The sequence below is a fragment of the Xanthomonas sp. WHRI 7945 genome (genome assembly GCF_035026585.1).
Map to the genome: position 1 here is coordinate 467,758 of NZ_JAYIQP010000001.1, position 25,225 is coordinate 492,982.

17 protein-coding genes are annotated in these 25,225 nt (G+C 67.5%); 9 read left to right on the forward strand and 8 right to left on the reverse strand.

Going from position 1 to position 25,225, the window contains the following annotated elements; translation table 11 throughout:
* Nucleotides 1-7: 7 nt before the first annotated feature.
* The 3 genes from VDQ83_RS01900 to VDQ83_RS01910 are packed head-to-tail and all read right to left on the reverse strand — an operon-like array spanning nucleotide 8 to nucleotide 3,442.
* Nucleotides 8-1,132, reverse strand: coding sequence for a Gfo/Idh/MocA family protein (locus VDQ83_RS01900; protein WP_455433650.1), 1,125 nt, complete (start codon nucleotides 1,130-1,132; stop codon nucleotides 8-10).
* A gap of 12 nt (nucleotides 1,133-1,144) precedes the next feature.
* Nucleotides 1,145-2,362, reverse strand: coding sequence for a nucleoside permease (locus VDQ83_RS01905; RefSeq protein WP_309918249.1), 1,218 nt, complete (start codon nucleotides 2,360-2,362; stop codon nucleotides 1,145-1,147).
* A gap of 27 nt (nucleotides 2,363-2,389) precedes the next feature.
* Complete coding sequence (locus tag VDQ83_RS01910; protein ID WP_455433651.1) at nucleotides 2,390-3,442, reverse strand: sugar phosphate isomerase/epimerase family protein; 1,053 nt, start codon at nucleotides 3,440-3,442, stop codon at nucleotides 2,390-2,392.
* Between the two features lie 96 nt (nucleotides 3,443-3,538).
* Between VDQ83_RS01910 and VDQ83_RS01915 the strand changes: the two genes are divergently transcribed.
* Nucleotides 3,539-4,543 carry a LacI family DNA-binding transcriptional regulator gene (locus tag VDQ83_RS01915; protein ID WP_455433652.1) on the forward strand — a complete coding sequence of 335 codons (1,005 nt, stop codon included), beginning with the start codon at nucleotides 3,539-3,541 and terminating at the stop codon, nucleotides 4,541-4,543.
* A 71-nt stretch (nucleotides 4,544-4,614) separates the two neighbouring features.
* On the opposite strand, the gene VDQ83_RS01920 is transcribed toward VDQ83_RS01915, so the two are convergent.
* Nucleotides 4,615-5,295, reverse strand: a complete 681-nt coding sequence (locus VDQ83_RS01920) for a TetR/AcrR family transcriptional regulator (RefSeq protein ID WP_455433653.1) — start codon at nucleotides 5,293-5,295, stop codon at nucleotides 4,615-4,617.
* Between the two features lie 185 nt (nucleotides 5,296-5,480).
* Between VDQ83_RS01920 and VDQ83_RS01925 the strand changes: the two genes are divergently transcribed.
* From VDQ83_RS01925 to VDQ83_RS01940, 4 genes are all read left to right on the forward strand, one after another.
* Nucleotides 5,481-6,143 carry a DUF3313 domain-containing protein gene (locus tag VDQ83_RS01925; RefSeq protein ID WP_263395182.1) on the forward strand — a complete coding sequence of 221 codons (663 nt, stop codon included), beginning with the start codon at nucleotides 5,481-5,483 and terminating at the stop codon, nucleotides 6,141-6,143.
* A gap of 165 nt (nucleotides 6,144-6,308) precedes the next feature.
* Nucleotides 6,309-7,202 (forward strand): MipA/OmpV family protein, encoded by an 894-nt coding sequence (locus VDQ83_RS01930; protein WP_455433654.1) that lies wholly within the window; start codon nucleotides 6,309-6,311, stop codon nucleotides 7,200-7,202.
* A 252-nt stretch (nucleotides 7,203-7,454) separates the two neighbouring features.
* On the forward strand, nucleotides 7,455-9,395 hold the full coding sequence (locus tag VDQ83_RS01935; RefSeq protein ID WP_455433675.1) for an alpha/beta hydrolase family protein: 1,941 nt from the start codon (nucleotides 7,455-7,457) through the stop codon (nucleotides 9,393-9,395).
* A gap of 393 nt (nucleotides 9,396-9,788) precedes the next feature.
* Entirely contained in the window at nucleotides 9,789-11,729 is a 1,941-nt protein-coding gene (locus VDQ83_RS01940; protein ID WP_455433676.1) for an alpha/beta hydrolase family protein, read from the forward strand.
* A 276-nt stretch (nucleotides 11,730-12,005) separates the two neighbouring features.
* Here the strand turns inward: VDQ83_RS01940 and VDQ83_RS01945 are convergent, their stop codons facing one another.
* Together VDQ83_RS01945 and VDQ83_RS01950 are read right to left on the reverse strand one after the other, a co-directional pair.
* Complete coding sequence (locus tag VDQ83_RS01945; protein WP_455433655.1) at nucleotides 12,006-13,790, reverse strand: peptide MFS transporter; 1,785 nt, start codon at nucleotides 13,788-13,790, stop codon at nucleotides 12,006-12,008.
* Between the two features lie 80 nt (nucleotides 13,791-13,870).
* Complete coding sequence (locus VDQ83_RS01950) at nucleotides 13,871-15,802, reverse strand: hypothetical protein (RefSeq protein ID WP_455433656.1); 1,932 nt, start codon at nucleotides 15,800-15,802, stop codon at nucleotides 13,871-13,873.
* Nucleotides 15,803-16,084: 282 nt separating this feature from the next.
* On the opposite strand from VDQ83_RS01950, the gene VDQ83_RS01955 reads away from it, so the two are divergent.
* The 3 genes from VDQ83_RS01955 (at nucleotide 16,085) to VDQ83_RS01965 (ending at nucleotide 21,734) form a co-directional block, all read left to right on the forward strand.
* Complete coding sequence (locus VDQ83_RS01955; RefSeq protein ID WP_455433657.1) at nucleotides 16,085-18,049, forward strand: OPT family oligopeptide transporter; 1,965 nt, start codon at nucleotides 16,085-16,087, stop codon at nucleotides 18,047-18,049.
* Between the two features lie 210 nt (nucleotides 18,050-18,259).
* Nucleotides 18,260-20,329, forward strand: a complete 2,070-nt coding sequence (locus VDQ83_RS01960) for a prolyl oligopeptidase family serine peptidase (protein ID WP_455433658.1) — start codon at nucleotides 18,260-18,262, stop codon at nucleotides 20,327-20,329.
* A 175-nt stretch (nucleotides 20,330-20,504) separates the two neighbouring features.
* Nucleotides 20,505-21,734, forward strand: a complete 1,230-nt coding sequence (locus VDQ83_RS01965) for a DUF819 family protein (protein WP_455433659.1) — start codon at nucleotides 20,505-20,507, stop codon at nucleotides 21,732-21,734.
* 143 nt (nucleotides 21,735-21,877) lie between these two features.
* On the opposite strand, the gene VDQ83_RS01970 is transcribed toward VDQ83_RS01965, so the two are convergent.
* Nucleotides 21,878-23,074 carry an XVIPCD domain-containing protein gene (locus tag VDQ83_RS01970; RefSeq protein ID WP_455433660.1) on the reverse strand — a complete coding sequence of 399 codons (1,197 nt, stop codon included), beginning with the start codon at nucleotides 23,072-23,074 and terminating at the stop codon, nucleotides 21,878-21,880.
* A 34-nt stretch (nucleotides 23,075-23,108) separates the two neighbouring features.
* Entirely contained in the window at nucleotides 23,109-23,876 is a 768-nt protein-coding gene (locus VDQ83_RS01975; RefSeq protein WP_263395172.1) for an ankyrin repeat domain-containing protein, read from the reverse strand.
* Between the two features lie 335 nt (nucleotides 23,877-24,211).
* Here VDQ83_RS01975 and VDQ83_RS01980 point away from each other — a divergent pair, with 335 nt between their 5' ends.
* Nucleotides 24,212-24,898, forward strand: a complete 687-nt coding sequence (locus tag VDQ83_RS01980) for an HAD-IA family hydrolase (RefSeq protein ID WP_455433661.1) — start codon at nucleotides 24,212-24,214, stop codon at nucleotides 24,896-24,898.
* Nucleotides 24,899-25,225: the final 327 nt, after the last annotated feature.

Genomic DNA, 25,225 nt, shown 5'->3' on the forward strand with positions numbered 1-25,225 from the left:
CCGGGATTCAACCGATGGATGTCCAGGCGCGCGTCCTGGCCGATGCGATGACGCGATCGACGATCAGCGCCGAGCGCACGCCGTCCTCGAAGGTGGGCAGGCCTTCCGGCCGCTCGCCTTCGATGGCGCGATAGGTGTCGGCGACAAATGCCTCGAAACAATCGCCGTAGCCCTGTGCGTGCCCGGCCGGCAGCACCGCCAGCCGGCGTTGTTCAGCACTGCCGGCGCCCGGCCCGCGCACGAAGATTTCCTCGCGCTGGTCGGGCCGGCCGATCCACAGCCGCTCGGCGTCCTCCTGGTCGAACGCCACGCTGGCGTTGGCGCCATCGATCTCGAACCACAAGCGATTGCGGCGTCCCGCCGAGACCTGGCTGACCGTCAACGAGGCCAGCGTACCGGCACCGGTTTTGAACATCGCCGCGGCCACGTCCTCGCTCGCTACGGCCTGCATTGCGTCGCCCGCCGCAGGCGTGGTGAAGCTCTGCCCGGTGAGGGCGCCGCGCTCGGCGATCACGGTGGCGAACGCCGCGCTGACCTCGACGAACCGCTCGCCGCCGACCCATTCCACCAGGTCGCACCAGTGCGAGCCAATGTCGGCGAACACGCGCGACGCGCCACCCAGTGCCGGGTCCACGCGCCAGTTGTTGCTGGCGGGGTCCAGCAGCCAGTCCTGCAGGTAGCTGCCGTGGATCAGGCGCAGCGGCCCCAGTTCGCCCTGCGCGATGCGTGCGCGCGCCTCGCGGACCACCGGGTGGTAGCGGTAGACGAAGGGCACCGTGGCGACCAGCCCGGTCGAGGCGGCCAATGCCGCCAAGGCCTGGGCGTCCTGCAACGTGGTGGCCAGCGGCTTCTCGCAGATCACGTGCTTGCCGGCTTGCAGCGCCGCCTGCGCCATGGCGCGGTGCAGATGGTTGGGCGTGCAGACGTGCACGACCTGTACCTGCGGATCGGCGACCACCTCCTCGATGTCGCGATAGGCGCGCGGGACGTCCCATGACTGCGCCACGTCGCGTGCGCGTTGCGGGGAAGAGGCGGCGACGCCGCGGACCTGGGCACCGGCCAGCAGCGCTGCGCGCCGGTGCACGGCGCCGATCATGCCGGTGCCGACGATGGCGATTCCAAGCTTGCGCATCGGGTGGGGTCCTCAGGGTGCGGAGGGCGCGGCCGCGACGACTGGCCGGTCGCGGAACAGCAACAGGAAGGCGATCAGCACGACCAGCGCCACGCCTGCCGGGAACAGCCAGATCTGCTGCCAGTCCGGGCCGGCCGCCGTGGTGTAGTGCTCCACCACCGCGCCGGACAGGAACGTGCCGATCAACATGCCCACGCCGTACGTGGCCAGGGTGATGAACCCCTGCGCGCTGCTGCGCGCGGCGGGGCCGGCATGCGCATCGGTGTAGATCTGGCCGGTGACGAAGAAGAAGTCGTAGCAGATGCCGTGCAGCACGATGCCGATCACCAGCAAGGAGAACCCGCCGCCCGCATCGCCAAAGGCGAACATGGCGTAGCGCACCACCCACGCGGCCATGCCCACCGCCAGCATGGTCTTGACCCCCAGCCGCACGAACAGGAACGGCATGGCCAGCATCAGCAGCACTTCGGAGACCTGGCCCAGCGACTGCAGGCCGGCCGCGCCGCGCACGCCCAGATCGTTGAGATACGGGTTGGTGAAGTTGTAGTAGAACGCCAGCGGGATGCAGATGGCGATGGACGCCAGGAAAAACACCAGATAGGAGCGTGACTTCAGCAGCCGCAGCGAGTCCAGTCCCAGCATCTGCCCCAGCCCGGCGTCGCGCTGTTGCGCCAGCGGCGGCGTGTGCGGCAGGGTGAAGGCATACAGGCCCAGGGCCAGCGACGCCAGCGCCGCCATCCGGAAGGTCAGCTCGAGCCGGTGCGCCTGTTCCCAGCCCAGCCAGCCGATCAGCACCCCCGCGACGATCCAGCCGACGCTGCCGGCCACCCGCACCAGCGGAAACTGCTTTTCGGGCGATTGCATGTGCCGCATCGCCACGCTGTTGGCCAGTGCCAGCGTCGGCATGAACAGCAGCATGTAGCCCATGACGCAGGCGGAGAACATGCCGAAGCTGGTCGCCGTGGACGCCAGCCACATGAGCACCGCGCCGGCGAGGTGCAGCACCGCGAGGATGCGCTGCGCCGCGAAGTAGCGATCGGCGATCAGGCCGACCAGGAACGGCGCCACGATGGCGCCGATGGACTGGCTGAGGAAGGCCGTCGCCACCTGGCTCGCGCTGGCCTGCAGGGGACCCTGCACCAGGTACGTGCCCAGGGTCACGAACCATGCCCCCCAGATGAAGAACTGCAGAAACATCATCGCGCCCAAGCGCGACATGGTGTGCGTCATGGCTTCCCCTCCCAGGGCGGTATTGGCTCAGGTCCCCAGCATGCGGCGCAGCGATTCCGGATCGGCGCCGCTGTCGGCAAAGTCGTCGAAGGCGCGTTCGGTCACGCGGATGATGTGGTCGCGGATGAACGCGGCACCCTCGCGTGCGCCGTCTTCCGGATGCTTCAGGCAGCACTCCCACTCCAGCACCGCCCAGCCCGGGAAATCGTATTGCGCGAACTTCGAGAAGATCGCCTTGAAGTCGATCTGGCCATCGCCGAGCGAGCGGAACCGCCCCGGACGATCGATCCAGTCCTGGTAACCGCCATAGACGCCGCTGCGCGCACTGGCGCGATACTCCGCGTCCTTGACGTGGAAGATGCCGATGCGCGCGTGGTACCGGTCGATGAAGCCCAGGTAGTCCATCTGCTGCAGCAGCAGGTGGCTGGGGTCGTACAGGATCCTGGCGCGCGGGTGGTGGTCGACCACCTCGAGGAAGCGCTCGAAGGTCGCGCCGTCGTGCAGGTCCTCGCCCGGGTGGATCTCGAAGCACAGGTCCACGCCGCAGGCGTCGAAGGCATCCAGGATGGGGCGCCAGCGGCGACCGAGTTCGGCGAAGGCTTCGTCCACCAGGCCCGGCGGGCGCTGCGGCCAGGGATAGAAGTAGGGCCAGGCCAGTGCACCGGAGAACGTGGCATGCGCCGTCAGCCCCAGGCGCTGGCTGGCCTTGGCGGCCAACAGCAGTTGCTCCACCGCCCAGGCCTGGCGGGCGGCGGGATCGCCGCGCTTGTCCGGCGGTGCGAAGCCGTCGAACAGGGTGTCGTAGGCGGGGTGGACGGCGACCAGTTGCCCCTGCAGGTGGGTGGACAGTTCGGTGATCTGCAGACCGTGCCCGGCCAGCATGCCGGCGACGTCGTCGCAATACGCCTGGCTCTGCGCAGCCTGGGCCAGATCGAACAGGTGGGGCGCGCTGGTCGGCACTTGTACGCCAGAATAGCCCAGGCCCGCAGCCCACCCGGCCAGCGTGTCCAAGCGATCGAAGGGAGGGTTGTCGCCGATGAACTGCGCCAGGAACAGCGCTGGACCCTTGAGCGTTTTCAACGTGATTCGCCTCGATGCAATCGATTGCATTTATCCTAGCATGGGCCTTCCGCAAGAGCCGTTGTGCACTGCACAGCAGAAAGAAGAACAAACGTCATGGCAACCATTTACGACATCGCAAAGCACGTCGGCGTCTCCGCCGGCACGGTGTCGCGCGCGCTGTCCCGGCCGGAAAAAGTCCTGCCGGCCACGCGCACGCGCATCGAGCAGGCCGCCGCCGCGCTGGGCTATGTCCCCAACACGGTCGCCAGGACGCTCAAGACCCAGCGCAGCGGCAAGATCCTGGTCACCGTCCCGGACATCGCCAATCCATTCTTCGCGCAGATCCTGCAAGGCGCGGAGGAAGCGGCGCAGGCCGTCGGTTACGCCGTCCTGCTGGGCGATACCCAGCACCAGCCCGACCGCGAGGAGCGCTACGCGCAGATGCTCCGGCGCAACGAGGCGGACGGCCTGATCGTGCTGGGGCACCGCCTGCCGCCGACGGCGCGCGAGATCGTCAAGCAGCTGGGCACCGCCGCGCCGGTGGTCAACGGCTGCGAGTTCGACCCGGCGCTGGGCATCCCCAGCGTCCACATCGACAACGCGGCCGCCGCGCGCGCCGTGATGGAACATCTGTATGGGCTGGGGCACGAGCGGATTGCCGTGGTGGGCGGCCCGCCCGACAATCCCCTGCACCAGCAACGATTGGAAGGGGTCCGAGCCGCCGGCAAGGCGCGCGGCCGCCTGCGCAACCTGAGCGTCGTGCCGGGCGATTTCTCCGTGGAATCCGGCCATGCGGCCGCGATGGCGCTACTGGCCCGCGCGCCCGTGCCGACCGCGATGTTCTGCTTCAGCGACCAGATGGCGCTGGGTGCCCTGGCGGCCTGCCGGGACCTGGGCATCCGCGTGCCGGACGACCTGTCCATCGTCGGCTTCGACGACCTGGCGTCGTCCAGTTACCTCACCCCCCCATTGACGACCATCCGGCAACCCATGCGGGAGATCGGCGTCCGCGCGGTCAACCTGCTGCTCGCCATCATCGAGAATGTGGACGTGCCGCTTCAGCAGACGCTGGATTTCAGCTTGATGTTGCGCGGGTCGACGGGTGCGCCGAGGGGATAGGTGACGTCGCCGCGCTGCGACGTCGCCGGCCGTGACGCGAATCCTCCATTGCGGGCAGCTCGGGCTTGCGCTCAGGCGCGCGCGCGCTTGCGCGCCGCAGGCTTGCGGGCCGTGGTCGAAGCGGCGCTGGCCGCCTGCCGCGGTGCGGCGCCGAACAGGAACATCTCGACCGCGCGTTCCACCATCTTGCGCACGGTCGAGGGCGGCAGCGGCGGGGGATCGCGCTGGTAGATGCGCACGTCCACTTCCGCGGTGAGCAAGGCCAGGAAATGCAGCGCGGCGATGGTCGGGTCGCTCTGGCGCAGTTCGCCGCGCGCCATCGCCGCTTCCAGTACCGCGGCCACTGCGGCCACCGATTCGCTGGGGCCGGCCTGGTAGAACAACTGGCCGACGTCGGAGCGGCCCGCCTCGGCCACCACCATGCGGTAGACCGCGATGGCGATGGCATCGTTGCTCACCACCCGCAGCATGCACTCGCCGAAGTGCAGCAGCATCGAGCGCAAATCGGTCTGGCCGGTGCGGGGCGCCTGCAAACGCCGGATCGCGTCGGACAGATGCGCGGTCGCGGCGGCGCGGACCACGGCGCTGAACAACTCCTCCTTGGACGCGAAATAGCCGTACAGGGTGGCCTTGGAGCCGCCCAACCGTTTCGCCAGCTCGTTCATCGAGGCGCGCTCGTAGCCCAGTTCCTGGAACAGGTGCCTCGCCGCCTCGACGATGGCCTCGCGTCGTGCCTCGGTTCGAACCTTCATTGCGCCTCCTATAAGTGAACCCAACTGTACATTTTCCTTGACAGTGGGGGAAATCGCTTCTAATAATAAACCGTACGGTATGGTTTCTTTTAAGTGGCGGCGACGCGCGTCGTCGCGACGCCCGCCGCTACGTCCGTGCACCACTCCTCGGTGCGGCTTTCCCGAATCCACGAAAGGGCTCTCCCATGAAACATTCCGTTTGGCTGTCCGCATTGGCGCTGGCGATCAGCCTGGGCGCGGCCGGTTGCGCCAGTACGCGCCCGGTCGCCTACGCCGGGCTGGCCTCGTCACAGCAGTTGCGGCCCACCCTCGGCGACCGCTCCGGCCGGGTTCCCTACGACTATTCGGCCGGAGCCGACTGGCGCGACTACGACAGCGCGGTGGTCGCGCCGGTGACGATCTATCGCGGGCCGGACAACCAGTTCGACCAGAAGGTTTCCGAGCAGGACAAGGCGGAGCTGGCGGACTTCATGCGCGCCGCCTTCGGCGACGCGCTGCAGGCGCGCTTTCCGCTGCTGGACCGGCCGCGGCCGGGTTCGCTGCGCGTGGCGGTGACCCTGACCGGCGCGAAGAAGACGCCGCAGGTGGCAGGAACGGTGACCAAGTTCGACCTGGCCGGTGGCCCGTACAACGTGGTGCAGTCGATCCGCGGCAAGGAAGGCGCCTTGTCCGGTTCGGTCAGCTATGCGGTGGAGATCTACGACGCCACCAACAACCGCCTGCTCAGCGCCTACGTGTCCAAGCAGTATCCGAACGCGTTGAACGTCAAGGCCAGCATCGGCGGCCTGGGTGCGGCGAAGGCAGGGATCCGCAAGGGCGCCCAGGAGCTGGTCGCGCGCCTGGACTAGTGCCATTGCGGTGCGCGGGTTACGCCGCTACGTGGTCAACGCCATCGCCGATGTGCAGCGTGCGCTGATTTCTTGTTGTCGCTGCGTCCGCCGCGTCGCCGCAGGATTTTCGCCAACGCACGCAGGTCCGTTCCCCGTTCCGTTTTTCACGATCAGGACACTCCCATGCGCCCGCGTCGACCCGCTCCGCCACGCCTTCCGCACAGCCTGCGTCCTGGATTGCAGGCGCTGTACGATCTTCCTGACCTGCCGCCGCGTCGGCGCACGCCGCCGGCGGCGCTGTTCTGGCGCGGCGTGGTCGCGGCGATCGTGCTGGTCGCGCTGCTGGTGCTGCCGATTCGCGCGGCATGGGCCGCCGCGGAAGACGACAGCAGTGCGCCGGCGCGTGGCTCGCGCTGGGGCCTGGGCATGGCCGCGCTGACGATGCACAAGCCGTATCGCGGCGTCGAGCCGGAGGTCGTCGCGCTGCCGCTGCTGGTCTACGAGAGCAAGTGGTGGAGCGTGTACGGCCCGTCGCTCAGCCTGAACCTGCCGTCGCTGGGAGCGGTGGCGTTCTCGCTGACCACGCGGTTGTCCCACGACGGCTACGACGCAGCGGACTCGCCGTCGCTGGACGGCGTGCGGCAGCGCAAGGACCGCCTGTGGCTGGGTGGCTCGGGCACGTGGCGCACCGGCATCGCCGACACCACGCTGGAGTGGATGCACGACGTGTCCGGCTACAGCCGCGGGCAGCGCGTCGCCGTTTCGATCGAGCATGTCTTCGATCTCGGCCTGTTCGAATTGACTCCGCGGCTGGGCGTGGCGTGGCTGGATCGCCGCTACGTGGACTATTACTACGGCGTGCGGCCACAGGAGGCGCGCGCGCAGCGTCCGCCGTATCGCCCCGGCGCCAGCGTCGATGTGGAAGCCGGGGTGCGCGCGGCCTACCGCGTCGCGCATCGCGATTCGCTGTTCCTCGATGTGGGCGTGGATCGCCTCGGTGCGCAGATCCGCGACAGTCCGCTGGTCGGCAGCGCGCTGCAGTCGCGCATCGTGTTGGGGTATGTGCATGTGTTCTGAGCGCGCGCTGCGCTGCCGCGCGCCCCGCGCCTCAGCGCCGCAGCGCTCGCCGGACCCGAAGCGTTGGGCAATGGGTGAGGCCCCATGGCGCTTTCGCCAGCGACGACGCGCTTGCATCGATCGGCCGACAACGCGACCGCTACGGCGGGCCAGCGCCGTATTACACTCTGCCCGCAAGCCAAACCAACATGGATACAGGGGATCAGGATGAGCGGGAGACTGGGGGCAGTCGCGTTGTGCTGTGTGCTGGGGATGGGAATCGGAATGGGGAGCGCGCAGGCGCAGGTGGATCTTGAACCGTTCCTCAGGAAGGACGACGTCACCGACCTGAAGCTGTCGCCGACCGGCGAGTTCCTTGCGGCGACGGTGCCGATGGAGGACAAGACCGCGCTGACGGTGATACGCCGTTCCGACAACAAGACCGTAGGCAGTTTCGCGTTGGGCAAGAATTCCCACGTGTCGGATTTCACCTGGATCGGCAATGGTCGTCTGCTGATCGAGGTGGCCGAAAAATTCGGTGCGTTGGACAAGCCGATTCCCACGGGCGAGCTGTTCGCCATGAATGCCGACGGCACCGCCGCCGAACTGCTGGTGGGATTTCGCGTCGCCAGCAAGGGGCCGGGGACGCGGATCCAGCCGAAGAAGGTGGAGGCGGTCGCCGCTTTTCTGGCCGGCACCCTGCCCGACGACGAGCGCAATGTCGTCGTCACCGTATGGCCCTTCAACAGCGACGATCCTTACACCCGCGCCGAACTGCTGGACGTCTACAGCGGCCGCCGGCGTCCGCTGACCAGCACGCCCGTGCGTCGCGCGAGCTTTCATACCGATCCACAAGGCGTGGTGCGATTTGCGCTGGGCGCCGATACCGACAACGCCAGCAAACTCTATTACCGCGGCGCCAAGGGCGGGGACTGGCGGCTGATCAACGACGAGAACCTCAGTCACCATGTCGAACAACCCCTGGGTTTCTCCGCGGATGGACGCGTTGCCTACCTCCGGGTCGAAAAGGCGAGCGGCAGCGACGCGGTCGAATCGTGGAATGCGGAAAGCGGCGAGCGCAAGGTGGTCGCCCGCGATGCGGTGACCGACCCTTACAGGATCATCTATCGCAACGATACCAACATTCCGGTGGGCATCTTCGTCGTCGGCGACAAGCCCAGGACCTTGTTCTTCGACGAAGCGTCGCCGGAAGCCAGGATGTATCGCAGCCTGGAGGCCGTGTTTCCTGGGCAGGCGGTCTTCGTCACGTCCAGCACCCGCGATGGCAGGCTTGCCCTGGTGGAAACCTATTCGGACCGCAATCCCGGCGATTTCTACCTGTTCGATGCCGCGGCCAAGAAGGCCGACCGCATCTTCAGCCGGCGCGCCTGGTTCGATCCCGAGAAGTCGGCCACGGCGCAACCCATCTCCGTGACGGCGCGCGACGGACAGGTCTTGCACGGTTTCCTGACCTTGCCTGCTGGCGGGGACAGGAAAAAGCTCGCCACCGTGGTGATGCCGCATGGCGGGCCGTTTGGAGAGTTCGACAAATGGACCTTCGACGACGGCGCACAACTGCTCGCCCAGGCCGGCTACGCCGTGCTGCAGATCAACTACCGCGGGTCGGGCAACTACGGGCGTGCCTTCCAACAGGCCGGCGCGCAGCAGTGGGGCGGCACGATGCAGGACGACGTGACAGACGCCACGCGCTGGGCGATCCAGCAGGGCATCGCCGATGCGGGGCGCATCTGTCTTTACGGCGCCAGTTACGGCGCCTACGCGTCATTGATGGGCGTGGCCAAGGAGCCGTCGCTGTACCGCTGCGCGGCCGGCTATGTCGGCGTCTATGACCTGCCGATGATGTACGTCAAGGGCGACATCCAGACCCGAGCGTCCGGCGAAGCCTACCTGCACGAATGGCTGGGTCCACGCGATGCGCTTGCCGCGGTGTCGCCGGTGAACCTGGCCGACAGGATCAAGGTGCCGGTGTTCCTGGCCGCGGGTGGCGAGGACGAGCGCGCGCCGATCGCGCATTCCAAGAAGATGGAAGCGGCGCTGAAAAGAGTCGGTGTGCCGGTGGAAACGCTGTACATGCCGACCGAGGGCCACGGCTTCTACACCGAGGAGCACCAGCGCGAGTACTACACCAGGCTGCTGGCGTTCCTGAGCCGTTCGCTGGGCGGCGCGGTGGCCAAGCCTGCGGCGGCACGCTAGCGGGCGTCGGACGCGCCACGCCGCGATGGTGCGGCGTGGCCCAATCGCAGGCATAGTCGCGCACGACTGCAGTGTTAGGCACAACTGCCGCGGCGCGGCATCACCGCGTGCCGTCGTTTCCGGCGTCGCTCAGCACGTTTCCGCGCCGGGGCTCGGCATGCGTTGTCAGGCCATTCTCGTGTACTTGCAGGTAGCCGCAACGCTGGCGATTGGGCATTTTCCATGCGCCTGCGTGCAGGATGCGATCTGCCGGCAACGCGCGCGCGCCGTTTGCCGCCGGCACTCGCCTTGCGCGGCGCCGTATTACACTCCGCCGGCAAGCCAAACCGACATGGACAGGGGGAAGAGATGAGCGGAAGACTGGGGGCGGTCGTACTGTGCTGTTTGCTGGGGATGGGGGCGGGGAGCGCGCAAGCGCAGGTGGATCTGGATCCGTTCCTGAAGCGGGGCGCGATCGCCGAACTGAAGCTGTCGCCCACCGGCGAGTTCCTGGCGGCGACGGTGCCGATGCAGGACCGGACCGCGTTGGCGATCATGCGTCGTTCCGACAGCAAGATCGTGGGCACTTTTTCGATGGAAAAGAACAGCCACGTCCACAACTTCGAGTGGGTCAACGACACGCGCGTGCTGTTCAGCATGGCCGAGAAGATCGGCGCGATGGACCTGCCGCGGGGCACCGGCGAGCTGTTCGCGATCAATGCCGACGGCGGCGCGGCCGACCTGTTGGTGGGCCAGCGCGTCACCGGCGACAGCCCGGGCTCGCTGATCCAGACCAAGAAGGTCGAGGACGTCATCGCGGACATGATCGGGCCACTGCCCGGGGACGACCAAAATGTGGCCATCCAGGTGCGTCCCTTCAGCGTCAGCAAGGACCCGTACAGCCGCGCCGAGATCCTGGACGTGTACACGGGCCGCCGGCGTCCGCTGATCGGCTCGCCGAAGGTCCGCCGCGCCGACTTCTTCAGCGATGCGCAGGGCAAGGTCCGTTTCGCTGCCGGCGCCGATGAGGACAATGCCAGCAAGCTGTTCTATCGCGACGCGCAGGGCGGCGACTGGCGCCTGCTCAACGACGAGAACGTCAGCCATCACGTCGAACACCCGATCGGTTTTTCCGAAGACGGACGCACCGCGTATCTGCTGGTCGAGCGGGCCAGCGGCAGCGATGCGATCGAGGCCTGGAACGCGGACAGCGGCGAGCGCAAGGTGGTCGCGCGCGATGGGCTGGCCGACCCGCACCGGATCATCTATCGCTATGGCACCCGTATTCCGGTGGGTGTCGAGTTCCTGGCGGACAAGCCGCGCAGCCTGTTCTTCGATCCGGCCTCGCCCGAGGCGAAGACCCAGCGGGCGCTGGAAGCCGCGTTCCCCGGGCAGTCGGTCTACGTCACCTCCAGCACCCGCGATGGCCGGCTGAACCTGGTGGAGGTCCAGTCCGGACGCAATCCCGGCCAGTTCTACCTGTTCGACAACGTGGCGAAGAAGGCCGACTTCGTGTTCGCGCGCCGCGCCACGCTGCCGCAGGCGGCGCTGGCCGAGGTGCGGCCGATCGCGCTGCAGGCGCGCGACGGCATGCAGTTGCACGGCTTCGTGACCTTGCCGGCGACGGCTGCGGCCGGCAAGGTGCCGATGGTGGTGATGCCGCACGGCGGCCCGTTCGGCGTCTTCGACGAGGGCCTGTTCGACCAGGATGCGCAGATGCTGGCCCAGGCCGGCTATGCGGTACTGCAGGTCAATTACCGCGGTTCGGGCAACTACGGGCGCGCTTTCCACCAGGCCGGTGCGCAGCAGTGGGGCGGCGCGATGCAGGACGACGTGACCGACGCCACGCGCTGGGCAATCGCCCAGGGCATCGCCGATCCCGAGCGCATCTGCATGTACGGCGCCAGCTACGGCGCCTATGCGTCGCTGATGGGCGTGGCCAAGGAACCGGCGCTGTACCGCTGCGCCGCCGGCTACATCGGCGTCTACGATCTGCCGATGATGTATGCCAAGGGCGACATGCAGCAGCGCGATTCGAGCGAGACCTTCCTGCGCGAATGGATGGGGCCGAGCAGCGCATTGGCCGCGGTGTCGCCGGTGAACCTGGCCGACCGGATCAAGGTGCCGGTGTTCCTGGCTGCCGGCGGCGAGGACGAGCGCGCGCCGATCGCGCATTCCAAGAAGATGGAGGCGGCGCTGAAGAAGGCCGGCGTACCGGTGGAAACGCTGTACGTGCCGACCGAAGGCCACGGTTTCTACACCGAGGAGCATCGTCGCGAGTACTACACCAAACTGCTGGCGTTCCTGAACCGCTCGCTTGGCGGCGCAGTGGCCAAGCCTGCCGCGGCACGCTAGCCACCGTCCGCGTCCGCGTCCGCGCCGCAGCGACGCGGATGCGGGCAGCCGGCGAGTCGGGGCTCGGCCGGTGCATTGCCGAGTCGTCGTGAGGCGGAGCGGTCGCACGTGTTTCTTCGCAGCAGACCTTGCGAGATGATCCGTGCGCCGAGCGTGGTGCCGCACGCGCGCATGCCATGCATGCGCTGTCTTTGACTCGCGCGCTGCCGTGTCGTGAAACACGTGCGCATCTGCGCCCTGCACGGACAGGCCTTGCCGCCGTGCGAACGCCTCGGCTCAGCGCACTCCATGCATCATCCGCCGCAGCAGCGGCGCGGCCAGGAAGGCCAGCACCGCGCAGCCCAGGCCGATCCACAGCATCAGCCAGAACAGGTGCGTGTACTTGGCGGCGGCGTCGGCGATGTTCAGCGCTTCGCCTTCCGGCACCTCGATCGCGGCGAGCTTGCCGAACAGCGCGGCCAGCGCTTCGGAGAAGGCGGTGGCCAGGAACCAGGTGCCCATCATCAGGCTGACCACGCGCGGCACCGCGAGCTGGGTGACCGCCGACAGGCCGACCGGCGACAGGCACATCTCGCCGGCTTCCAGCACCAGGTAGGCCAGCACCAGCCACCACACGCTGGCCATCTGTCCGCTGGCGCCGACCTGCTGCGCGGCCAGCGCCAACGGCACGAACGACAGGCCGGCCAGCAGCAGGCCCAGCGCCGACTTGGCCGGCTTGGACGGCTCCAGGTCGCGCCGTTGCAGCCAGGCCCATAGCGCGGCGAACAGCGGCGCCAGCAGCACCAGGAACAGCGCGCCCAGATAGGTCAGCGAGCCGGCGGTCTGCGGCAGCACCAGGCAGTCGCGGACCAGGAACAGCAGCATCAGCGCGCTCACCGCCACGAACAGCACGCGCGGCGCCGCCGAGTCCGGACGCCGGTCGGAGAGCGTGGCCGCCACCACGAAGCCCAGCGGTGCCAGCAGCAGCGAGGCGATCGACCACGGCAGCGGGGTGCCGCCGCGGATCACCAGCGCCGGCACGATGTCCTTGGTCATCAGTCGGTCGGTGAAGGTGACCCAGGAACCGTAGGTCTGCTCGTACAGGGTGAAGTACACCAGCGCCATCGCGATCAGCACCATCAGCGCGATCATCTGCTGGCGCTGCACCGGCGTGCACTGGGTGCCGGTAAACCAGGCGAACCACAGCAGTACGGCGCCGAGCACCACCAGCATCAGCATCAAGGCCAGCGAGATCTCCCCGCCCAGGCTGAAGGCGCCGTTGGCCGCGGCCCACATCAGCCCGGCCACCGGTACCACGCCCAGCACCGCCGCCAGATAGATCGCCCATTCGCGCGGCAGCCCGGCCACGCGCTGGCGCAGCAGCGCCGGTTGCGCCGGCTCGGCGTGGCCGTGCAGGTATTTCTGCCCCCACAGGAACATGCCCAGGCCCAGCAGCATGCCGATCCCGGCGGCGCCGAAACCGTAGCGCCAGCCGTAGGCCTCGCCGAGGAAGCCGCACACCAGCGAGGCGAACAGCGCGCCGAGGTTGATGCCGGCGTAGAACAGCGAGAAGCCGGAGTCGCGGCGCGGATCGTCGGGCGCGTACAGCTTGCCGACGATGGTGGAGATGTTCGGCTTGAGGAAGCCCACCCCCATGATGATCAGCGCCAGCGACAGATAGGTCACGCCCAGCGACGCGGTGTCGCGGATCACCTCGCCACCGACGCGCGTGGCGGCGTGGCCTTCGAAGGCCATGCCGACGTGGCCGAGCACCAGCAGGATGCCGCCGAACACCACCGCCTTGCGCATGCCCAGCCAGCGGTCGGCGAGCAGGCCGCCGATCACCGGCACGCAGTACACCAGGCCGCCGTAGGCGCCGAGCAGGTCGAGCCCGGCCTTGTCGCCGAACAGGTGGTACTTGGTCAGGTACAGCAGCAGCAGCGCCTTCATGCCGTAGAAGGAGAAGCGCTCCCACATCTCGGTGAAGAAACAGACGTAGACGCCCTTGGGATGGCCGAGGAAGTCGTCGCGGAAACTCGGAGCGGCATTCGGATCGCCACTCCATGTTGATAGAGCTGTCAAGACGGATTGCTCTCAAAAGGAAGGTGCCAGTGACCTCATCGGGCGGTAGCCGGGTTCGGCTTGCGGACGTGGATGCGCGCTCATCGCAGCGAAAGGGATTTGAAGCTGAAGCCCAGTTGTCTGCCGTCAGCACTTAGGCCAAGTTCCTGCGGGGATGTGGCATCGGGCATGTGAAATTCGAACCTGTATTCCAACTTCTGCATTTCGGAAGGAATGGCAATATCGATCGGATATTTGCCCGTCGTGTTCCCCGAAATCCTCGCTTCGTGCAGCAGCTTTCCATTCAAAAGGATTTCGATCCGCTGGCTTGCCAGCTTGCCATGCAAAAAGGGCGCAATCTCCATTTTGAGCGTCGTAGCAGGAGCGCCGTCCGCATTGATGCACGTGAAGCTGGCATTCTTCCCTTGCGTCCAGCGGCTGCTTTCCTCTGCACCGTCGAATCCACTTATCATGCCGCGTGGAATGGACCCTTTGAGGGAAAAATCGAAGTCCTGTTTGCAGCGCCTCGCCGCTATGGTTCGAGCGGCGACACACTGGCTGGCGACCACGGACATGGGGCCGTGCGCGTAAGTGTCGCACCCTGAGCTTCCGAACAAGGGGTCGCTTCCCAAGCTCACGATGTATGAGTACCGCTCGAAGTCGGCGATGTTGTTGCTGATGAGCACGTCGCTGATGGCTAGGTCGCGTTTGGTGCGGGTGATTGCCAGCGAAAACATGTAATTGAAGGCGGGGTTACGGTCCGCACCGATTACGACATTTTCCTTGTGCTCTGCCGGGCTGGGCAACTGAGTATCCGCTACGGAAATGATCTGCCTTTCGCTACGCATGATGTCGGAGACATCGAACCATGGCGACTTGGGAACGCTGCCGCTGAGGGCGATGAACAGGCTGGCTGGAAGAACGATGGCCGAGATCAGTGCGCCATGCCTCAGCAGAAAGCGGCGGTTCCGTAACGGATACGAGAGTAGCCATCCAAACAGTGCCGACAACTGGATCAGGAGCAAGCTGAGAATACAGAATATGTATTTCTTCACCGCGTAGTCGGAGCCACTTCCTCGTAAGTTAAATGCGTATTGCGTCAGGCACAGAAGCCCGATGGCAAGGCCAAGTAACGCAAGATATTTCAGGCTGTACTCGTCATCGCGTGCGGAACGCACCCATCTGGCGAAGGTTGCGATGGATGTCAACACCAGCAGGGCCGCCAGCGCGATGACGCCTGCGGGATAGGAGACGGTGGCCATCTCCAGGCGGCCGTTGTTTTCGGCAATGGAGCTGACGGCTGAAAATGATGGGTGCAGTACCAGCGCGATGATGGACGCGGCGGCCATTGCCGCCGCAGGTGCCAGGGTCCGGACGGACACGGATTTGCTGACGATGGCGCGCACTACTTGGATGCCCAGCAACCCCAGAATCAGGCCGAGCATGGCCACCGCGGGCAATAGGTGGATCGACGCGAGCACGAGCATGAGCAGGGTAAGCGCGAAGCATGCCTGGAGTGTGCCTAACCTGCGCTCCAACAACATCGCTGCGACCACGCCAGCATAGAGAAGGGCCTCGCCAACGAGTTGCGAATAGAAGAAATTGTCGATGATCTCGTGCCCGTGCAAGTCGAGGTTCACGGTCGCGGCGTTCAGTGCAACGAGGCTGCCCATGGCGATGAGGGCAAATGCCCCCCTTCGCTCCGGAAGAGCGTGCAGTAGCGCAGCCAGGCTCAGCCAGATGGTAGCCAGTGCAATCAGCGTGGTCATATGCACTCCGAGGAAGACGGAGCCCAGCAGTCGCCCGAGCAGCGCGGCGACTATGTGCGCGCCCTTGGGGTACAGGTTCATTTCTCCCAGCGTTGGGTCGTTCGCCGCGAGAGGGAACCATTGCTCCGAAATGCGATATGCCAGTGCATAGTGATGCGCAAGGTCCACTGACCCATTCCAGAGCGAATCCAAGTGGAGGGCGACGAAGATGGCAGCCATGACTGCCGAGAGGCAAAGTGGTAGCTTGAAGGGAATGTTTTTCATGCATTCTTCTTTCTGGGTTCTTTAGTTGGAGCACTGGTCGTACAACTGCCGCATGCTGCGTGCACGACCGTTCGGTATGAGAGGTTGGCCCATTCCTGGCGGAGAAAAGAGGATGCATTCCTCCACGGGAACGGAGGTGCAAGAGGCCTGCTGTGGTTAACGCGAGATCTCACGGGCAGGCCAGGCGGAAAGGGTAATCATAGTGCAGGGCGGCGCCTGCTGGACTTAAACGTCCGCAAACGCTAGCGTGTCGCGGATTTTTCTTCCACTAGGAAACGCCTAATGCACCATGTCACCCAGCCGCGTCAGCTCACCTTCCGCGCGGTCGTGCTGGCGATCGTGCTGGCCGTCGTGCTGTCCGCGGCCAATGCCTACCTGGGGCTGTTCGCCGGCCTGACCATCGCCACCGCGATCCCCGCAGCGGTCGTGTCGATGGGCGTGCTGCGCCTGCTCGGCGGCGGCACCATCCTGGAGAACAACATCGTGCAGACCGGCGCCTCGGCCGGTTCGTCGATCGCGGCGGGGGTGATCTTCACCATCCCGGCGTTGGTGATCATGGGCTACTGGCCGGACTTCAAGTACTGGTGGGTGCTCGGCATCGCCGGCATGGGCGGCTTGCTCGGTGTGCTGTTCTCGGTGCCGCTGCGGCGCTCGATGATCGTCGAGGACCCGCTGCCGTTCCCCGAAGGCAAGGCCGCGGCCGAAGTGCTCAAGGCCGGCGAGAACCCGGGGCCGGGGCTGAAGATCCTGGCGCTGTCGGCGCTGATCGGCGGCGTAGTCAAGCTGGGCGCGGCCAGCGGCCTGAAGGTGATTCCCGATACCTGGGCGCAGGCCACCTACCTGGGCAGCAGCAAGCTGGTCGGCTACGTCGGCACCAACCTGTCGCCGGCGCTGCTCGGGGTCGGCTACATCGTCGGGCTCAACGTCGGCATCGTGGTGCTGTCCGGCTCGATCCTGTCCTGGCACATCGCCATTCCGCTGTACCAGCAGTTCTTCATGGGCTCCGATCCGGCGCTGGCGCAGAGCCTGGCCACCGCGCCGGCGGCGGACGCGGCGTTCGGCATCTGGGCCGCCAAGGTGCGCTACCTGGGCGTGGGCGCGATGCTGATCGGCGGCGTGTGGACGCTGTTTTCGCTGCGCAAGTCGCTGCTGTCCGGGGTCAAGAGCGGCTTCGCCGCCGCGCGCAAGAGCACCGCCGGCACGGTCGTCGCCGAGACCGACCGCGACCTGCCGATGAAGTGGATGCTGGTGGCGCTGCTGCTGTGCACGCTGCCGCTGCTGGGCCTGTACCAGGCGATCGTGGGCCAGTGGCACGTCAGCATCCCCATGACCATCATCATGATCGTCGCCGGCTTCCTGTTCGTGTCGGTGTCCGGCTACCTGGCCGGCCTGATCGGCTCGTCGAACAACCCGGTGTCGGGCATCACCATCTCCACCATCCTGTTCGCCTCGGCGGTGCTGGTGCTGCTGCTCGGGCGCGACTCGCCGATCGGCGCGGTCGCCGCGATCATGATCGGCGCAGTGGTGTGCTGCGCTGCAGCGGTGGGCGGCGATAACCTGCAGGACCTGAAGGCCGGTTACCTGGTCGGCGCCACGCCGTGGAAGCAGCAGCTGATGCTGGCCATCGGTGCGTTCTCCTGCGCGCTGATCATGGCGCCGGTGCTGAACCTGCTGGCCCAGGCCTACGGCATCGGCGCGGCGACGCCGGAACATCCGAACTCGTTGGCGGCGCCGCAGGCGACGCTGATGGCCTCGGTGGCCAAGGGCCTGTTCGGCGGCGAGCTGCCGTGGACGATGATCGCCATCGGCGCCGGCGTCGGCGCGGCGATCATCGCCCTGGACGAGTGGCTCAAGCGCACCGGCAAGCGCTTCCGCGTGCCGGTGCTGGCCGCGGCGATCGGCATCTACCTGCCGCTGGAGCTGATGGTGCCGATCTTCCTCGGCGGCCTGATCAGCCACCTCGTCGAGCGCTTCCACAAGATCCGCGCCGACGACGAGGAAGGACGCGACCGCGTGCACCGTCCGGGCACGTTGTTCGCCGCGGGCCTGATTACCGGCGAGGCGCTAATGGGCATCGCCATCGCCGTGCCGATCGTGGTCTCCGGCCGCGCCGACGTGCTGGCGCTGCCTGCGGCGTTCCATCTGAACCAGTGGTACGGCCTGCTGCTGCTCGCCTTCGTCGGCTGGCTGCTGTACCGCACCGGCAAGAAGGGCGAACCCACCGCGCCGCTGCCGCCGTCGGCGTAAGCGCGGGCGCCCGCCAAGCAACGCACGAAGCCCGGCCCCGCGCCGGGCTTTTTGTTTGCAGCACGATCAAGCGACCAAACGCGCAGCCACAGCTTTCACGAATCCCCATTCCCCACTCCCAAATCCCGGCCTCTCCATGACTTCATGCCTTTGCACCACGCCCATCCACCCGCCTACCATCGACGTTTTGCCGTGTTCCGGAGACGCCCGATGACCTTGCGCTACGCCTTGCTGCCCCTGTGCCTGCTGACCGCGCTGCCCGCGCTGGCGGCGACCCGCGGTTTCGATGTCCGCGACATGGTGGCGCTCGACCGGGTGTCCTCGCCGCTGCTGACGCCCGACGGCGGCACCGTGATCTTCGCCAAGCGGCAAATGGACAAGGCCACCGACAAGGCCAGCACGGGGCTGTGGCTGCGCAACCTGCGCACCCGCGATGCGGCGCCGCCGAAGCGGCTGACCCCGGACGGCTGGAACGTCAATTCGCCGGAGCTGTCGGCCGACGGCAAGACCGTGTACTTCCTCAGCGCCAAGTCCGGCCGCCAGCAGCTGTATGCGATGCCGCTGGCCGGCGGCGCGCCGCGCCAGCTCACTGACCTGGCGCTGGACGTGGACAGCTACCACGTCGCGCCGCAGGGCGACCGCGTCGCCTTCAGCGCCGGCGTGTTCCAGGACTGCGGCTCGGACCTGGCCTGCACGCAGAAGCGCCTGGACGCGACCAAGAACGCCAAGGCCAGCGGCGTGGTGTTCGACCAGCTGTTCGTGCGCCATTGGGACACCTGGAACGACGGCCGTCGCAACAGCCTGTTCGTCGCGCCGCTGCCCACCGGCGCCAAGGCCAAGCCGGTGGTCGGCGCCTCGGCGATCAGCGTGACCCTGGCCGGCGACATCCCGTCCAAGCCGTTCGGCGGCGGCGAAGACTACACCTGGGCGCCGGACGGGCAGTCGCTGGTCGCCAGCGTGCGCCTGGCCGGGCGCGAGGAGCCGTGGTCGACCAACTTCGATCTGTACCGGCTGGACGCGGCGGGCAAGACCGCGCCGGTCAACCTGACCGCGGCCAACCCGGCCTGGGATGCAGGCCCAGTGTTCTCCGCCGACGGCAAGACCCTGTTCTACCGCGCGATGCAGCGCCCCGGCTTCGAGGCCGACCGCTTCGGGCTGATGGCGATGGACCTGGCCAGCGGCAAGACCCGCGAGATCGCGCCGAAGTGGGACCGCTCGGCCGGCGAGATCGTGCTCTCGGCCGATGGCGCCACCGTGTACACCACCGCCGACGACCTCGGCCAGCATCCGCTGTTCGCGGTGGATGTCGCCAGCGGCAAGGTCCGCACCGTGGTCGATGGCGGCAGCGTCGGTGCGCCGGCGCTGGCCGGCACCACGCTGGCGTTCACCCGCAACAGCCTCAAGAGCGGCGACCAGGTGTTCGTCGCCGATGCCGACGGCCAGCATCCGCGTGCGATCAGCGCCAGCGCCGGCGAACAGCTGCCGGACGTGGCCTTCGGCGACTACGAACAGTTCCAGTTCAAGGGCTGGAACAACGACACCGTGCACGGCTACGTGGTCAAACCGTGGAACTACCAGGAAGGCAAGACCTATCCGGTCGCGTTCCTGATCCACGGCGGCCCGCAGGGCAGCTTCGGCAACGGCTGGAGCAACCGCTGGAACCCGCAGACCTACGCCGGGCAGGGCTACGCGGTGGTGATGATCGATTTCCACGGCTCCACCGGCTACGGCCAGGCGTTCACCGATGCGATCAGCCAGCACTGGGGCGACCGCCCGCTGGAAGACCTGCAGAAGGGCTGGGCCGCCGCGCAGAAGCAGTTCAAGTTCCTCAATGGCGACAAGGCCTGCGCGCTCGGCGCCAGCTACGGCGGCTTCATGGTCAACTGGATCGCGGGCAACTGGAATTCGCCGTTCAAGTGCCTGGTCAACCACGACGGTGTGTTCGACCAGCGCATGATGGGCTACGCCACCGAAGAGCTGTGGTTCACCGAGTGGGAGCAGGGCGGCACGCCGTACCAGAAGGCGTCGAACTACGAGAAGTTCAACCCGGTCAACCACGTCGCCGACTGGAAGAAGCCGATGCTGATCATCCATGGCCAGCTCGACTTCCGCATCCCGGTGGAGCAGGGCCTGGCCGCGTTCAGCGCCGCGCAGCGCCAGGGCATCGAATCGAAGTTCCTGTACTTCCCCGACGAGAACCACTGGGTGCTCAAGCCGCAGAACAGCATCCTGTGGCACGACACGGTGAATGGGTGGTTGAAGCAGCATATCGGGCAATGAGGACGGGACCAGGGACCGGGGACCGGGGACCCGGAACAGCGAAAGCGGGCGCGGATTGCGTCTTGCCAGAACGCGAACCAAGGCGATGTCCGCTGGCGTGCGCGCTGCCCGGTTTCCGGTCGCGCCGCCGCGCTTTTCCGGGTCCCCGGTCCCCGGTCCCCGGTCCCGATTCCCAATGATCCACAACGACATCGTCATCTTCGGCCTGATCGCCGCCACGCTCGGGGCGGTGTTCTGGACCGCCGCGCGGCCGAGCGGGTTCTGGAAGCGCTTCTACGGCGTGGTGCCGGCGCTGCTGCTGTGCTACCTGATTCCCGGCGTCTACAACACCGTCGGCCTGATCGACGGGCAGCACAATCGCCTGTACGACCCGGTCGCGCGCGATGTGCTGCTGCCGGCGGCGCTGGTGCTGCTCACGCTCACCGTCGACCTCAAGGGCATCCTGCGCCTGGGGCCGAAGCTGGTGGCGATGTACCTGGGCGCGTCCTTCAGCATCATGCTCGGCGCGGTGGTCGCGTTCCAGTTGATGAAATGGCTGCATCCGGCCACGGTGGCCGGCGACACCTGGGCCGGCATGGCCGCGTTGGCCGGCAGCTGGATCGGCGGCGGCGCCAACATGCTGGCGATGCGCGAGGTGTTCCAGGTCGACGCCACCACCTTCGGCCAGTTCGCGGTGGTCGATGTCGGCGTCGGCTACGTGTGGATGGCGCTGCTGATCTTCCTCGCCCCGCGCGCGGCGGCGATCGATGCGCGCAGCGGCGCCGACACCAGCGGCATCGACGATCTCAAACAGCGCATCGCGCAGTTCCAGGCGCAGCACGAGCGCGTGGCCAGCCTGACCGACCTGATGCTGATCGTCGGCATCGCCTTTGGCGCGGTCGGCCTGGCGCATGCGATCGCGGCGCCGACCGCGGCCTGGTTCGCGGCCAACGTCAGTTGGGCCAAGCAGTTCAGCCTCGGCTCGCCGTTCGTGTGGGTGGTGGTGCTGTCCACCACCATCGGCCTGCTGCTGAGCTTCACCCGCGCCCGCACGCTGGAAGGCGCCGGCGCCTCGCGCATCGGGTCGCTGCTGCTGTATTTCCTGATCGCCTGCATCGGCATGCAGATGGACCTGCTGGCGCTGTTCGACCGGCCGTGGATCTTCCTGCTCGGCCTGATCTGGCTGTGCGTGCACATTCTGCTGTTGCTGGCGCTGGGCAAGCTGCTGCGGGTGCCGTTCTTCTATTTCGCGATCGGCTCGCAGAGCAACGTCGGCGGCCCGGCTTCGGCGCCGGTGGTGGCGGCCGCGTTCCATCCGGCGCTGGCCCCGGTGGGCGTGCTGCTGGGCACGATGGGCTATGCCACCGGCACCTATCTGGCGTACCTAGTCGGGATCACCTTGCGGGCGATGGCGGGCGCGGGCTAGCGCACCGTCATGCCTCCTGTAGGAGCGGCTTCAGCCGCGACCGGGCATTGCCGGTAAAGCCTCGGTCGCGGCTGAAGCCGCTCCTACAGGGGGGCATCCAGGGTGGTCATCGGCGCCGGTGGCCGGCGCCAGGACCTATGCGCCTACTGCTGCAGCGCGACCCGGCGCTGCTGTTCTTCCTGCTGCGGCACGTGCGCCTGCAGGTTCTGCTGCTGCAACTGGCCGACGTTGGCCTGCGCCGGTTCGCTGGCCGCCGCCGCGGTCTGCACCTGGCTGCGCAGGTGCGCCGGGTCGTCGACGCGGCCCTGCACCGCGAACAGGCGGTCGCCGTCGCGGCTGGGCATCAACGTGTCGATGCGCTCCAGGCCATCGTTGCCCGCGCGCGCGGCGACGCTGGCGGCGGTGTTGAGGAAGGCGCGGTCGTCGTGCAGGTCGAGCCGCTCGCGCTGCGCGTCCAGCTGCACCACCGCATCGTTGAACAGGCGGCTGCCGGTCGGCATCGCGCGGTCCTGGGTCTGCGCGTGGCTCTGCGATTCGAGTTCCTGCGCCTTGATCACCGAATCGATGCCGTGCAGGTCCAGGCGATGCTTGAGCATCATGCCGGGTATCAGGCGCTGGCCGAACGACAGCGGGTCCGGGTCCGGCAGCTGGATCTGGTGGCCGGCGGCGTCGGGCATCGCCCATTTCAGCGGGATGCTGTCTTCCTGCAGGTGGGTCAGCAGTTCGTTCTTGACGTGATACCCGCGGATCAGTCCTTCGGCGGCATAGTCCTTGGCGGCGGACGCATCCAGGCCTTCGCGCTCCAGGGTGCGGTCGTTGACCCCGGCCGCGTTGTAGGTGACCGCCGGCACGTCGTTGACCATCGCCGAGGCCGCGGCCAGGCCGCCGCCGAGCGAGTGCCCGGAGATCATCAGGTCCTGGCCGAACGCCTGCCGGGCCTGGCTGCCGAGCTGGATCGCCGAGGCGTACTGCGCGTCGGCGAAGCCCAGGCCCTGGCCGAGGTTGTGCTTCCAGTCCTTGCCTTCGTCGGTGCCGCAGAAAGCCAGCACCACGTTGCCCTGGTCGTTGCGGTAGAGCGCGGCGTCGAAGCCGCTCTTGGCGTCGTGCAGCATGCTCGGGTCGATGCCGGCGCGCTGTACCGCGGCATCGTCCATGCGGGTCCAGCCGTCGGGCAGCGGCGCGAACGTTTCCGCGCCGCCGGCGCGGCGCTGGCCGGCGGTGACGTAGAGGTCCTGCAGCAGGCTGGGGAGTTGCCGGTCCACCGCCTGCGGCTGCTGGCCGCGGACGGCCTCGCCGAAGGGGGCGGATGCGGCGGTGTCGGAGAGATCGTTCTGGCTCATGCGCGGCTCCTTGCGTGTCGTGCGACAGCCCGCCTCAGCGGGTCGCTTCCAGTGGGATGTCGTGGGCGCTCAACCACTCGCGCACGGCGGCGCGGGTCTGCTGCGCAGCGCTGTTGAGCAGGCGCTCGGGCGTGGTGAAGAAATACGCCTGGAAGGTCTTCTGCTGCGCGTTGCGCAGGCCCGGATCGACCCCGGCCTGCAGCAGCTTCAGCACCCACGGATTGCCGGCGCTGCTCTGCGCGGCCAGGTGCAGCAGCGAGTTGCCGCTGGCATCGACCCGGCGCGGATCGGCGCCGGCCTGCAGCAGCAACTGGATCTGTTCGTCGCGCTTGCTCTGCACGGCACGGAACAGCGGCGTCCAGTTGCCGCGCGCGCTGACCGGATCCACCGGCGCGCCGTGCTGCAGCAGGATCTTCAGGTACTGCGGGTCCTTGGCCATCGCCGCCATGTGCACGACGGTTTCCTGGTCCATGCCCGGCTCGGACGGATCGGCGCCGGCGTCCAGCAGCGCGCCGAGCGCGAGCGGCTGTTCGTTCCAGATCGCCCATTCGAGCAGGGTGACGTTCTGGTCGCCATGCGCGGACAGATCCACGCCGGGCGCCAGCGTGGCGATACGTGCGGCATCGCCGCGCGCGACGGCGGCGGCGATGTCGGCGAGACGGGGATCGCGGAAGGCGACCGAGTGATCCTGCAACGTGGCTGACATGGCAGATTGCTCCTTGGCGCCGGGCGTGGCGGCGCATGAGACCGAGAAGAACATCGAGGTCGCAAGAGCGATCAGGGCGGGGAACTGCTTGCGCATGGAATGCTCCTTTCCTGTTCGCGGTCCTGTTCCGGTGGGACGCAATCCTCGCGTCCCGGTCCGATGCTAGCAGCTGCCTTGCGCCGATTCGGTAAGGTTTTGTTACAGCGGCGGCGTGGCGGAAATCGCCTCTGTATGCGGTGAAGCGCCGATTGATCCGGAAATGCGGTCGGCGCGCGCACGCCGGTCGCGGGGCCCCAGATCGGTCCCACGTCCCGGTGCGCATGCCTGTGCGGCGCGCGCCGTACGCTGCAGACACGCGTTGGCGGCGCCGCGAGCACGGTGGCGTACATGCGCAGCCCGGCATAATGCGGGTTTGCACGAGGAGCCTGGCGATGACCGCGACCCCCTTCGACCTGCTGATCAGCGACTGCGACGGCGTGCTCGTCGACAGCGAGGTGCTGGCCGACCGGGTCATGCTCGAGGCCCTGGGCGCTTATGTGCCGCGGGCGGAGCTGGAGGCCTACCTCACCGGCAGTTTCGGCCAGACCGCGCACGAGATCGTGGAGCGGGTGCAGCGGCATTTCGCGGTGACCCTGCCGCCGGGCCTGTTCGAGGAAATCCGCGAGCGTTCGGAAGCGTTGATCGCCGCCGAGGTACAGCCGATCGATGGCGTCCGCGAGGCGCTGCTGGCGTTGCCGCTGCCGCTCGCGGTCGCCTCCAACAGCCTGCGCCACAGCGTGGTCGCCTCGGTGGCGCGCGCCGGGCTCACCGAGCGCGTCGGCGGCAACGTCTTCGGCGCCGACATGGTGGCGCGGCCGAAGCCGGCGCCGGACGTGTATCTGTTGGCCGCGCACACCCTGGGCGTGGCGCCGCAACGCTGCCTGGTGATCGAGGACAGCGCCACCGGCGCCAGCGCCGCATTGGCCGCGGGCATGACCGTGATCGGCTTCACCGGAGCCGCGCACATCCCGCTGGGCCATGCCGAAACCCTGCGCCAGCTTGGCGTGGCCGCGGTGATGGAGCGGATGCGGCAGTTGCCGGAAATCTACGCCGAATTGGTGCGTGCAGCGGCGGCGTAGCTTGGGCCGGGACTCGGGACTCGGGACTCGGGACTCGGGACTCGGGATTTTCGCAAGTTCGCCGCATTTGCGCTTTTCTGTGGGAGGGGCTTTAGCCCCGACGCGTTGTCGGTAAGGCGTTGGGGCCAAAGCCCCTCCCACAGAAAAGCGATTGCGCCGAAGACCAAAAAAAAGGGCCGCTTTTTTTAAAAAAAGCGGCCTTTTTTGCGTCAAATCGCTTGACAGCGATTTACCCCAGGACATCATTTTGGAGTCCCGAGTCCCGAGTCCCGAGTCCCGAGTCCCGAGTCCCGAGTCCCGAGTCCCGAGTCCCGAGTCCCGAGTCCC